The following is a 12,846-nucleotide window of genomic DNA, read 5'->3' on the forward strand; positions in this document are numbered from 1 at the left end:
CGCCTCTTTTTACAGAGCCGCCTGCGAAATATCCCTGCCCAAATCCTCCGCCTTCAAATCAAACAGAAAAAAGGTCCCCCGGGGGACATTGTCCCGTACCTCCAGCCGGCCTCCGTGCGCCTCCACAATGGAACGGCACAGGGAAAGCCCTACCCCCATGCTGCGCGTACCATCCGCCGCCTGGTATTCTCCCGTGTAAAAAAGGTCGAATACCTTTTCCTTTCTGTCATCTGGAATCCCCTGCCCATCGTCCGCAATATTCACATAAATCCTGTCACCCAGCTTTTTTGCGGAAATATCGATATGGGAATCCTCCGGCGTATATTTGATGGCATTGTCCACAATATTCATGATCACCTGCATGATCAGCCTGGCATCCATCCAGGCCATGAGAAATTCGTCCTCCAGGCGGACCTGTATCTTATGCCCGCGCAGCCTCCTCCGGATATGGTTAAGCGCCTCGTCAATCACATCCTCCAGCAGCTCCGGCTGCAGCTTCAGCTCCATGCTGCCGTTTTCAATCTTCGTTACGGACAGCAGGTTCTCCACCAGGTTATACAGCCATACGGAATCATCGTAAATATCCTCATACAGCTTTTGCTTCTGCTCCCGGCTCAGGCTGTCCCCCCGGTCCATCAACATACCCGAATTGCCGGAAATGCTTGTAAGGGGCGTCCGCAAATCATGGGAAATGCTCCGGAGAAGATTGCTGCGCAGCTGCTCCTGCTTAATGCGCAGCCGCGCCTGGTTACGGTCCTCCATGCTCTTTTCCTTTTCCAGCGCCAGCGCCGCCTCGTTCAGCATGGCGTTCAGTATGCTTTCATCAAAGGCAGGCAGGAAGCCTTCCCCCAGGCAGATGCCCACCACACCATATACTGCGTTGGCGCTGCGTACCGCCAGGTACAGCCCCTTCGCGCCGGGAAGGGTTCCTGTGGATGCCCCTGCATGCTTATTATTCCTGAAGCTCCAGGAGGCAACCGCCGTCTCATCCGGGGAAAGCAGCTCCTGGATATGGCTGTTTTTTTCCCTGGGAAAACAGTATGGCCTGACGCCCTCCCCGGGTTCTCCCGCATAATATACCACATCCCGGTTCAGGAGCTTTACAAGCTGCTCCGCCACCGTTTCCGCAATTGCCGCCTCTCCGGAGGCCATCTGCAGCTTCCGGCTGGTATCCAGGAGTATTTCCATCCTCCATGCCTTTTTTACAGCCTGCCTGCCGTAGGATTTCACCCTTTTTGCCAGGAAAGCAGTGATAAAGCCGGCCAGGAACATGATTAAAAAGGTAATCATATATCCCGGATCGCTGACGCGCAGGGAATGATAGGGATAGGTAAAAAAAATGTTGAAGCATGCCACGCTCAGCACCGAGGCCAGAATATTATATATCTGATTTTCTGTAATCAGGGCGATCAGAAGCACTCCCAATATATATATGGTTACAATGTTGGCTTCATCAATGCCAAGTAGTCGGAACAGATACGCCAGGATGGTGGAGGCGGCCAGAATTGCGGCCATCAGCAACGTATCCCGCAGATAATTCTGTCCCTTTGCCGCTATCAGCCTTTCCAGATGTTTTTTCCGCTGATATTTCTGTGTATAATTGTCCGGAATCAGGTAGACCTCCAACTTGGGCACCAGCGCAGTAAGCTGATCCGCGAAATTCACATTCTGAGAAAAAAGCCGCCGCTTCGTATAGCTTCTTCCCAGAACGATCTTGGACACGCCGGAAATCCTGGCATATTCCGCTATCTGCCTGGTAATGTCCCCGCCGTACAGGGTTACCGCCCTGGCCCCCAGCTGCTCTGCCAGCCGCTGGTTCATGCGGAGCCGCAGCGCATCCTCTTCCGCCATCCCCTCACCGCCGGGCATCTCCACATGCACAGCCGTAAACCGGGCGCGGAAGGCATTGGCCATCCTTGCCGCCGCCCTTATGACCTTGGCGTTGGAGGGCGATGAGGACAGACACACCAGGATATGCTCCCCCGTATAATATTCGCTGTCCCGGTTCTGTTCCCGGTTCCTCTCCGTCACCCGATTCACCCTGTCGGCGGTTCTGCGAAGCGCTATTTCCCGCAGCGCCGTCAGATTGTCTATCGTGAAAAAATGATCCATGGCGTTATCCGCCTGCCCGGGCCGGTAAACCTTTCCCTCCTTCAGCCGTTCCAGCAGTTCCTGGGGTTCGATATCCACCAGCTCCACCTGATCCGCCCTGTCAAATACAAAATCCGGGATTCTTTCCTGCACCGTAATCCCGGTGATGGATGCCACAATATCATTCAGGCTTTCCAGATGCTGTACATTCACGGTCGTATACACGCTGATTCCCGCCTTCAGCAGCTCCTGGATATCCTGATACCGCTTGGTATGCCGGCAGCCCGCCGCATTGGTGTGGGCCAGCTCATCCACCAGAAGCAGCTGGGGGTGCCTGCAAAGCGCCCCATCCAAATCAAATTCCTTCAGCAGGATATTTTTATAGGGCAGCTCCAATACGGGCAGCTGTTCCAGCCCGTTCAGCAATGCCATGGTTTCCGGGCGGGCATGAGGCTCTATGTAGCCCGCCGCCACGTCGATTCCCGACTCCGCCGCCTGACGGGCCGCCTCCAGCATGGCGTAGGTTTTTCCCACGCCCGCTGCATAGCCGAAAAATATTTTCAGTTTTCCCTGATTTTCCCTTGCTTCCTCTTCCTTTACCTGCTCCAGAAGCTTATCGGGATTCGGTCTGTTTTCATCCATTCCGTCTATTCTCCTTAGCTGCAAACGGCTGTTCCTGAAATCACAGTAAGCCGGCAGTCCCAGGACTGTCGGCGCTGCTTCCTCATTCTGTGAGAATTCCGTCAAGAGCCAGATTTACTTCAAGCACGTTCACAGTTTTCTCTCCCAGTATACCAAGGAACCTGCCGTTTGTATACTTTGCAATCACCTCTCTGACTTTCTCCTCCGGAATGTCCCTGGCCTGTGCAATCCGCGGCACCTGATACTCTGCGGCCGCCGGTGATATATGGGGATCAAGGCCGCTGCCGGAGCAGGTAACCAGCTCAACCGGGATGGCATCCATATCCGCATCCGGGTTTGCCTCCCGGATCATGGCGACCCTTTCGGCGGTCAGTTTTTCAAATTCCTCCCCGGCGGGGGACTTGTTGGAAGCGCCCGCATACATCAGCGGATTCCCCTCCTCATCCTGATAAGTGGATACATCCAGAATCATGATTCTTCCCCAGAGGTGCTCCGGAGCCGTAAACTGCTGTCCCAGCAGCCCGCTTCCGTACTTAACCCCATTTACCTCTATTATGCTGCCATTGGCCTTATCTTTGAAAAAAAGTGCGGATATCCCGGTCATGGCCAGCGTGTACAAAAGACCGCACAAAATCATCATTATCAAAAACAGCAGGGCGCTTTTCCCTGAAATTTTTCTGAAATCCTTCATTCCTGTCATCCTCCTACTTACTTTGCGCTGCAAAATATGAGCCTTCCTTTGCCTTTTTCCTAGGCAAACAGCCCGCAAGCCGTCAGCATCATATCAATCAGCTTGATACAGATAAAGGGGGCGATAATTCCGCCTGCCCCGTAAACAAGCAGGTTCCGGGAAAGCAGCTTCCCTGCTGATACCTCTCTGTATTTAACCCCCTTAAGCGCCAGCGGTATCAGCGCCACGATGATCAGGGCGTTGTAAATAATCGCAGAAAAGATTGCGCTCTGTGCGCTGTGCAACCCCATGATATTAAGCGCCGCCAATCCGGGATACAGCCCCATGAACAGGGCCGGTATAATTGCAAAATACTTGGCCACATCATTGGCAATACTGAAGGTAGTCAGGCTGCCTCTGGTCATCAGCAGCTGTTTGCCGATTCTTACAATGTCAATCAGCTTGGTGGGCGAGCTGTCCAGATCCACCATGTTGCCCGCTTCCTTTGCCGCCTGGGTACCTGTATTCATGGCTACCGCCACGTCCGCCTGGGCCAGCGCCGGCGCATCATTGGTGCCGTCGCCGGTCATGGCAACCATATGTCCCCCGGCCTGCAGCTTCCGGATCATGGCCAGCTTTCCTTCCGGTGTTGCCTCTGCGAGGAAATCATCCACACCTGCTTCCGCCGCAATCGCCGCAGCGGTCAGCGGATTGTCGCCTGTAACCATCACTGTCCGGATGCCCATCTTTCTCAGGTCGGCAAATTTCTCCTTTACTCCCGCCTTAATGATATCCTTCAGATAAATCACGCCGAGAATGATATGATCCTTCGATACCACCAGCGGCGTGCCGCCCTGGCTGGCAATTCTCTTCACCACATCGCCGCATTCCCCACTGTAAATCCCGCCATGCGCCTCCACATATTCCTTCATGGAATCGGCCGCGCCCTTGCGGATTTCGGAACCTTTCGTATTTACGCCGCTCATTCTTGTTTTGGCGGTAAAGGGGATAAATTCCATAGGGGCCTCCGACAGGTTTCTTCCGCGGATGCCGAATTTTTCCTTCGCCAGGATTACCACGCTTCTGCCCTCCGGTGTTTCATCGGGAAGGGAAGCCAGCTGCGCCGCATCCGCCAGCTCCTGCGCCGTATGGCCGTCCACCGGGATGAATTCACTGGCCTGCCGGTTACCCAGGGTAATGGTGCCCGTTTTATCCAGCAGCAGTGTATCCACATTGCCGGCCGCCTCAATGGCACGGCCGCTCATCGCAAGCACATTTGCCTCATTCAGACGGCTCATGCCCGCAATGCCGATGGCGGAAAGCAGCGCGCCTATGGTTGTGGGAGCCAGGCAGACAAGAAGCGCCACAAGCGATGTCACGGAGGTGGGGTTTTCCACCCCCAGCTGCTTTGCCGAAAACAGGGAATACGCATACAAGGCCATAACTACCAGGATAAATATGATAGACAACGCAACCAGGAAAATCTCCAGCGCAATTTCATTGGGGGTTTTCTTTCTTGCCGCGCCTTCCACCATGGCGATCATTTTATCCAGGAAGCTCTGTCCGGGATCGCTGGTAATTCTTATCACAATCCAGTCGGAAAGGACTCTCGTTCCTCCGGTGACCGCGCTTCTGTCACCCCCGGCTTCCCTGACCACCGGCGCTGATTCCCCGGTAATGGCGCTTTCATCCACGGAGGCTGCGCCTTCGATTACCTCACCGTCACCGGGTATCTGTTCCCCGGCTCTGACGATTACGATATCCCCTTTTAAGAGCTTTGCTGACGCAACGTCTGTGATCTGATCCTTCTTTTGGAGGGAAGGGATTTTATGCGCCCCCACATCCTGCTTTGCAGCCCGCAGGGAGTCCGCCTGGGCCTTGCCCCGGCCCTCCGCAATGGCTTCGGCAAAGTTGGCAAACAATACGGTAATCCAGAGAATAACCGTAATGCCCAGGATATAGACTGGCGCCGCATCCCTGATTCCAAACAGGGATACGAGCCACAGCACCGTGGTCAGAACCGCCGACACAAATACCAGGAACATTACCGGATTTTTCAGCTGGGCCGATGGCGCCAGCTTCAGGAATGCATCCCTGAAGGCCCGCAGGACCATTTTTCTATCGTGAAGAGCACTTTTTGTTTTAATTCCGCTGCTCATTTCTGTTACCTCCATATTAAATAAAATAACTGTTCAGGATGGCGCATCTCTCAGCCTGCCATCTGAAAATATTCCGCAATCGGCCCCAGCGCCAACGCCGGGAAGAAGCTCAGGGCGCCCACCAGAAGTACCACGAATATCAGAAGAAATACAAACAGCCCGTTACAGGTGGAAAGGGTTCCTGCCGTTGCAGCCACCTTTTTCTTTTTAGCCATGCTGCCCGCCACCAGAAGCATGGCCGCCATGGGTATGAACCTCGCGCCCAGCATAACCAGGCCAATGGATACGTTAATAAAAGGGGTGTTTGCATTGAAGCCGGCAAAGGCGGAACCATTGTTTCCTCCGGCCGAGGAATAGGCATAAAGCACCTCCGACAAGCCATGCGCCCCGGTATTATTCAGACTGTCCGCCGTGGAAGGAAGGAGCGTTGCAATACCGCTTCCTGCCAGAATTACAAGCGGTGTGGCCAGACAGCAAAGCACAGCCATTTTCATTTCAAAGGGTTCGATTTTCTTTCCCAGATATTCCGGCGTGCGCCCTACCATCAGCCCTGCTATGAAAACGGCGAGGATGGCAAATGCAAGCATGCCGTAAAGTCCGCAGCCAACGCCGCCGAATACCACTTCTCCCAGCTGCATGAGGAGCATGGGCACCAGGCCGCCGACAGGCGTATAGGAATCATGCATGGAATTTACGGAACCATTGGAGGCCGCAGTGGTCCAGGCTGCCCAGGTCACGGATGTGGCAATGCCGAAGCGGGTTTCCTTCCCTTCCATATTTCCGCCGGCTGTTCCGTCCGTACTGTCCACAGCCACCGCGCCGTCCTGCGCCAGCTGAGGCGTCCCGTTGTGTTCATTTACCGCACAAACAGCTAAAGCCGCCGTCAGAAGGATAAACATGGCGGCAAATATCGCATAGCCCTGTCTTTTATCCTTTACATTCCTTCCGAAGGTAAAACAGAGCGCCACCGGTATCAGAAGCAGATAAAGCATTTCTATCAGGTTGCTGAAAATCGTGGGATTTTCAAAGGGATGCGTGGAATTCAGGCCGAAGAAGCCGCCGCCGTTGGTTCCCAGCTGCTTGATGGAAATCTGGCTTGCCGCAGGCCCCAGAGGGATTACCTGTTCCGTAACAATCCTGGACGCCTCAACCGGTATCCCGTCCACCGTCACCGCGCCGGTTTCTTTATCCACATGCGCTCCTTCGATGATTTCTCCATTTTCATCCAAAGCCACCGGCTCAAGCAGCTCCGCCTTATCATAAGGCCGCAGGCTCTGCACCGCCCCCTGGGAGCTGATGAGGATGCTTCCCACAACAGCCAGCGGAAGCAGGATGTAAACAACGGATCTGGTCAGGTCGGCCCAGAAATTGCCGATCCCGTTTTGCTTCACTCTGACAAAGCCCCGGATTACCGCAAACAACACCGCGATTCCAGTGGCCGCGGACACAAAGTTCTGTACCGTCAGACCCATCATCTGGGAAAAATAGCTTAGCACGCTTTCACCGCTGTAGGCCTGCCAGTTGGTATTTGTCATAAAGCTGACCGCCGTGTTGAAGGCCAGGTGCCAGGAGTTTCCCGGAATGTGTTCCGGGTTCAGCGGCAGGAGTCCCTGCAGAAGCAGCATAAAAAACAATACCAGAAAACCGATTGCATTAAATATGACCGCGCTCATTATGTATTTCTTCGCGGACATTTCCTCTCTGCTGTCAATACGGAGGATTTTATATATCAGCCTTTCGCAGGGACCGCAGATGGGGGAAAGGATTACCTTCCCGCCGTCCATAACCCTTCCGATATAAGCTCCCAGCGGAACCGCCAGCACCACAAGGATAATAAGATAAACCGCATATTGCATAAAGCTTTCCATTACCTGTCTTCTCCCTTCAATAAAATAACAAAGTAATAAATCAGCATGCCGATGCCTGTCGCAGCTATCAGCCAAATCAATATATCCATCACTGTCTCCCTTCCGCCGCCCGGGGACGGCATCGCTGTATTAATGCATCAGGACGAGGCCTTTTGGCGGCTCCGGCCCTGATTACTGATTGAAGTATAGCAGGGTCCGTAAAAAAATAGGGTTAGAAAAATTCTTCCCATGTTAAAATTGTGTTAAAAGGGGGATTACCCCCACAGTGTACGGGCCGTCCGGTTGGGAGGTTTTCCAGGACATGGGAGGGTGGACAGATGATTCTCGTAAAAGCTGTTGAAACTTATCACTATTTCTTTAAGGGGTATTGCATTTTTATTACGGTTTGAGGGAAAATTTTACTTGTTTTTTGGGTTTGTATTGCTATTTCATTAAGATTTTGCGGATTGGAATTCTTTTGTTAATCTTAAGATTTACTTCATTGTTTTCCTATGTGGTATGGTTCATAATGGGGGTATAAGGAAGCAGATTGTTTATTTTTAATAGGTAATTGCGTAACAAGTCCGCAATTATAAGAGGGGAGGCATCTTAATGAATGGTTTGAGACGTGTTTCTATATTGCTTGGAGTCAGCTTGGTGCTGACGCTTTTTCTGGGGGGAATGACCGTCCTGGCGGATGAGGCTGGGAGCGTGAGCGGGAATTCCAACCCGGCGCCTCCTGTTGTGGAGGCGCCGCCGGAGACGCCCGGTGAACCTGACGGGAATGGGACACCTGTACCCCCTGCGCCCGCTGAGCCTTACCTTTGCGGGAAGGACGGAATTATTACAGGGGTGAACCCCGAATATATACAGGGGCTGCTGGCACAGGGAACGAATCAGATGAAGCTGGTTATTCCTGCAGCGGTTGGCGGCGTTCCGGTGAAGGGCATTGGGGATAATGCTTTTAATCAGAGTAATTACGCCAGCATCAGTTTTGTTGGGCTGGATTTATCTGCTGCCACCGGTCTTACTGCCATCGGGAAAGGCGCATTTTTTAACTGTACGGGTCTGACGGGCAGCCTCAGGCTTCCTGCAGGAATAACGTCGGTAGGGGAAAATGCTTTTTATTCCGCGGGATACCGTTTCGTTTATCTTTCGGGCAAGAACACTGTATATGGGGATTCGGCATTCGGCGGGGGAGCGCTTGCTGCGGTTGTCTGCCTGGACAAGTCTTCCTATGACGCGCTTACCATCAAACCGCCGGTGGATCGCGCAGAAAAGCTGACTTATCCTGTCACCCTGCGTTTTGTGGATGAGGCGGGAAATGAAGTCGCTAAGGCCAGGACGGCATTGTACCGGATGCCTTTAAAGTATGTGCAGAAGGATAATAAATCCTGGACGATTAAGGCGGATTATAAGCTTCCGGAGCCTTCCGGAGGTTCGTCCTCCAATAACTGGAGGTGGGTATTTGATAAGGGAAGCAGCACCGGGGTTACCCCTGATTCCCTTGTGACCGGCAAGGTGCTCACGCTGATTCAGCCGCTGGATCTGCCTCAGGTAGGCTTTGGCGGCGATATTGATAAGACCTATGACGGCAAACCGGCTTCTCTCAATGTCTCAGCCAGCCATCCCCATTACTCTTCCTATCAGGGCGCGCAGAACGGGGATGTGATTTTCTATTTTATCTGGACCTGGGTTGACGAGAGCGGAAAAGAAACAAGAAAATCAGATTATGACTTATTCAATATGGAGTTCCGGGATGCGGGCAGCTTTACCTGCCGGGTTACGGTGCAGGCGGCAATCAAAGGCGAGAATAAGATCATTTATGAGGATCATCATGACTTTAAGGTGAAAATCCGTAAGGCAGAGCCTGATGTTACCCCTGTTATTTCCTCCGACAGCATCTCTGTCAGCGGCAGCCTCCCTACGCTTTCCCTGAAGGAAGGAAGCACGGAAGGCACTATCCGCTGGGATGACGACCAGACGATTCAGGAAGGAAAACATGATTATTCCTGGACGTTCACGCCGAAGGACAGCAATAATTATAAAGAGGCACAGGGCACAATAACCCTGGAGGGTGTTTCAGATGCCCTTTACGCAATTGAGGTTGCCGTATCCGGTAAAGGTAAGGTATCTCCATCCGGCTCCTTCTCGTTAAGTAAAGGGGAGACTGTTGATTTCACCTTTACGCCTGATCCGGGTTATAAGCTTGATTCCGTTACCTTTGACGGTGTTGATATCAAAGGGGAACTCAAGGAAAATACCTATCAGCTGAAAAATGTACCTGCCGGGGATTCCAAGACCCACAGACTTGCGGTATCCTTCGTTATTATGGAATCTGAGGATATGAAAAAGGTGTTTGACAGCCTTCCTGAATTAAAAGAAGGAAGCAGTGTCAGTACAGAACAGGCCAATGCTTATCTGGATGCCAAAATCCAATATGAGGAGCTTTGCCAAAACCGCACTCCCAATATCCCTGAAGAAACGCTGCTGAAGTTCCACCGTTCCCTGCTGGCTCTCCCTTCTATTAAAATAGATGTGGATGAGACCGGGATCGTAACCATGTCCGATTATGCAGCACTTCTGTACGATATGACAGCGCAGGAAGCCAGAGAACTGAGAAACGGCGCCATTACTAACTACACAATAACAATCAATGTAAAAAAATCTACTGTTAATCCGGAACAGAAAAAGGAAATCCAATCCCTGTTAAAGGATGCCGTTATCACTTCCGAAAGTTACGACATAAAGCTGTATAAGATCATTACCAAAAATAGCACCACCTCAACCACTGCTTTACACGAAACACCCAAACAGCTCATTTTGAGCTTCCCTGTTCCAAAGGATATAAAGGCAGTTGCAAACGGATACCAGAGAACCTTTTATGTTGCCGGATTACATGAGAACAGCCGGTCGCGTACTTCCGCTTCACTTTTTACCAACAGTGATTCTTCCGGAAAGACCATTACCATTAAATGTGATAAGTTTTCGGTGTTCTCAGTTATTTACCAGGACGTAAAAAAAGCGGAGGATTCCCACCACTCCGACAATAAGGATAATAACAGCTCCAACAATAATGACAATAACTCTTCTTCCAACACATACGTACCCGATTATGAAAAAGATTTCTGGGACAGCGTGGTCAAGCTGATTAAAAAAGCAAAGGCCGGGGATACCGTAAATGTCAATGCGGTTACCTATGATAAAATGCCTGAAGCAGTTATGGCCGCCCTTCGGGAGAATTCTTATGTGGCCCTGATTGTGAGATGGGACGGAGGAAAGCCTGTCATTATACCGGCCCAAACGGCGCTGGTTTATGAAAAGGGACGTGTATATTATCCGCTCTCCCTTCTGAGTGAGCTGTACGCCAAGGTAAATGCGGCGCTTACAACGCCCGCTCCCGCTCCTTCGGGTTCCGGCTCCGCCTCCAACAGCAATTCAGGAAAATCGTGGGAAATTTCCGCGCCTTCCTCCAATAAGACCTCCTCCTATAAGCCAACGCCGAAGGATAAAGGTTCTGAAACAACAACAGAAACAGAGACGGAAAGCGAAACGGAAACACAGGAAACCGAAACCCCTTCGGAAACGATTGAGGAATCCACTCCCGCACCGGAAACCACTCCGGAGGAAAAGCTTCCTGTCAAGGAGCTGACAAAGAAATCAGAAAGCAAGACAATTACCATCGTTCTCATAGCCTCCTGCATCCTTCTGATACTGGTGGTGGTAATTATCGCAGTGCTTCTGTCAATTAAGAGAAAGAACAGATAAATACGTAATTCTAATTGCATGCAAGATCAAAGCTGCGGGCCGGAAAACAAAAACGTTTTCCGGCCCCTGTTTGTCTGCTGACAGAGTATTTTATATTATGGATTACTGTTTATCGCAATAATAAATACAGTGCTTCAATTTTTATTATATTTCTGTTATAATTAGACAAATTTCCCGGCCTGATAAGTTTGAATTCGTATGAGGTTTATAATGAATAACAGCAAAAAAATATTTGCTCAAATTAAAATATTATCCTCACACATTACAGAAAACGCCTATTATGACATGATACAGCAGGGATATGCACTTTTGACAGAGCTGCACGATATGAACTTAGAACAAAAAGATGTGTATCAGCCATTATATCAATACCATAATAGTCTGAATGACGGCCTTTCCCGTGATTATATCGCAGATCTTCTGGATTATGTGGCTGGCTGGTGTCCCCTGCAATACCGGATATGGAACGATTGATTAAAGGCAGTTATGGAATGGTTATAAAGCAGAACTGACCGAACTCGTTTAAGAGTCGCCTTGCCAGTAACAATAATTTTATTTATGAACACAATTAGTCTTAATAAAAAAGACAAGGAGAAAAATTATGAAAAAATTAGTTATATTAAGGGGCAATTCCGGTAGTGGGAAAACAATAGTTGCAAAAAATTGCAGGAAAAGTTCGGCCCTAATACTATGAGGCTTTCCCATGATATGATTCGTATGGAAGTACTGCATGTATGGGGAATATACCAAGATGTTATGGCTTAATTTTTAGTTTCTATAATTTTTTACAATAAAATAGTTGTGGTATTATTTTATAGTGTTGTTTTATATACACATATCAAATTGAATGAGAGTAAATACATAAATGAAATATTCTAAAAAAATCGTTCTCAAAAATAATAAAGAATGCTTATTAAGAAACGCGGTGGCTTCAGATGCTCAACAAGTATATGATATTTTTAATTTGACTCATAGCCAGACAGATTTTTTGCTGTCATATTCGGATGAGAACAGTTTTGATGTAGAACAGGAACAACTGTTTTTAATAGATAAGGAAAACAGTGTAAATGAAATTGAAATTTGCGCCATTGTTGATGGGCGCATTGTTGGAACTGCAGGTATTGAAGCCATAGGAAAGAAAGACAAGGTCAAGCACCGCGCTGAGTTTGGTATCAGTATTGAAAAGAGTTTTTGGGGCATGGGAATTGGCCGGGCCTTGACTATGACTTGTATAGAATGTGCCAAAACTGCCGGATATGTACAGTTAGAGTTAAATGTCGTAAGTGATAACTACAGAGCCATCTCATTATACAAAAGTATAGGGTTCAGTGAATACGGCCGTAACCCTAAAGGTTTTTTCTCCCGCCACGCTGGCTGGCAGGAAGTAGTTTTGATGAGAATTGAGATTGCTTAAAAATTTCCTCTCGGCCGGACCGAAAAATAAAAATTTATAAGTATGCAACTTCAAGTAGCGAAAACGCAAATAGCGGTTGGTACCAATTTCTTTGACCGACACCTATAATCTATTCATGGTTTATGAATGGAGCTTCCTGTATAATTCAAATATAGGGAATTCCGAGAAAGAGGGTTGAGAAAAAAATACCTCAGAGTAAAATAAGATTACTGACTTTGCGGGTTAGTAAAAAATCTTATTAAAACAGTGAGGTAT

General features: G+C 49.8%; 7 protein-coding genes. 3 read left to right on the top strand and 4 right to left on the bottom strand.

The features are described 5' to 3' along the window. Positions 1-9: 9 nt before the first annotated feature. The 4 genes from FYJ45_RS26325 to kdpA form a co-directional block, all read right to left on the bottom strand. On the bottom strand, positions 10-2,733 hold the full coding sequence (locus FYJ45_RS26325; RefSeq protein ID WP_154467995.1) for a sensor histidine kinase: 2,724 nt from the start codon (positions 2,731-2,733) through the stop codon (positions 10-12). An 82-nt stretch (positions 2,734-2,815) separates the two neighbouring features. Next, entirely contained in the window at positions 2,816-3,424 is a 609-nt protein-coding gene (kdpC, locus tag FYJ45_RS26330) for a potassium-transporting ATPase subunit KdpC (RefSeq protein ID WP_154467996.1), read from the bottom strand. Between the two features lie 59 nt (positions 3,425-3,483). Continuing rightward, positions 3,484-5,562: a potassium-transporting ATPase subunit KdpB gene (kdpB, locus tag FYJ45_RS26335; protein ID WP_154467997.1), complete on the bottom strand. Its 2,079-nt coding sequence runs from the start codon at positions 5,560-5,562 to the stop codon at positions 3,484-3,486. A 50-nt stretch (positions 5,563-5,612) separates the two neighbouring features. After that, the gene (kdpA, locus tag FYJ45_RS26340) at positions 5,613-7,430 is read right to left on the bottom strand and encodes a potassium-transporting ATPase subunit KdpA (RefSeq protein WP_154467998.1); all 1,818 of its coding nucleotides are present in this window, start codon (positions 7,428-7,430) and stop codon (positions 5,613-5,615) included. A 591-nt stretch (positions 7,431-8,021) separates the two neighbouring features. Here kdpA and FYJ45_RS29900 point away from each other — a divergent pair. The 3 genes from FYJ45_RS29900 (at position 8,022) to FYJ45_RS26355 (ending at position 12,591) form a co-directional block, all read left to right on the top strand. Then, on the top strand, positions 8,022-11,177 hold the full coding sequence (locus FYJ45_RS29900) for a leucine-rich repeat protein (RefSeq protein ID WP_195841997.1): 3,156 nt from the start codon (positions 8,022-8,024) through the stop codon (positions 11,175-11,177). A gap of 210 nt (positions 11,178-11,387) precedes the next feature. Beyond that, positions 11,388-11,651: a hypothetical protein gene (locus FYJ45_RS26350; protein ID WP_154467999.1), complete on the top strand. Its 264-nt coding sequence runs from the start codon at positions 11,388-11,390 to the stop codon at positions 11,649-11,651. A gap of 391 nt (positions 11,652-12,042) precedes the next feature. Then, the gene (locus tag FYJ45_RS26355; protein ID WP_154468000.1) at positions 12,043-12,591 is read left to right on the top strand and encodes a GNAT family N-acetyltransferase; all 549 of its coding nucleotides are present in this window, start codon (positions 12,043-12,045) and stop codon (positions 12,589-12,591) included. Positions 12,592-12,846: the final 255 nt, after the last annotated feature.

The organism is Eisenbergiella porci, assembly GCF_009696275.1.
Lineage (GTDB): Bacteria > Bacillota > Clostridia > Lachnospirales > Lachnospiraceae > Eisenbergiella > Eisenbergiella porci.

What these genes read in the sequence shown, in the direction of transcription:
- FYJ45_RS26355 (WP_154468000.1), top strand. Translation starts at nt 12,043, where the DNA reads ATGAAATATTCTAAAAAAATCGTTCTCAAAAATAATAAAGAATGCTTA.
- kdpA (WP_154467998.1), bottom strand. Translation starts at nt 7,430, where the DNA reads ATGGAAAGCTTTATGCAATATGCGGTTTATCTTATTATCCTTGTGGTG.
- FYJ45_RS26350 (WP_154467999.1), top strand. Translation starts at nt 11,388, where the DNA reads ATGAATAACAGCAAAAAAATATTTGCTCAAATTAAAATATTATCCTCA.
- kdpC (WP_154467996.1), bottom strand. Translation starts at nt 3,424, where the DNA reads ATGAAGGATTTCAGAAAAATTTCAGGGAAAAGCGCCCTGCTGTTTTTG.
- FYJ45_RS26325 (WP_154467995.1), bottom strand. Translation starts at nt 2,733, where the DNA reads ATGGATGAAAACAGACCGAATCCCGATAAGCTTCTGGAGCAGGTAAAG.
- kdpB (WP_154467997.1), bottom strand. Translation starts at nt 5,562, where the DNA reads ATGAGCAGCGGAATTAAAACAAAAAGTGCTCTTCACGATAGAAAAATG.
- FYJ45_RS29900 (WP_195841997.1), top strand. Translation starts at nt 8,022, where the DNA reads ATGAATGGTTTGAGACGTGTTTCTATATTGCTTGGAGTCAGCTTGGTG.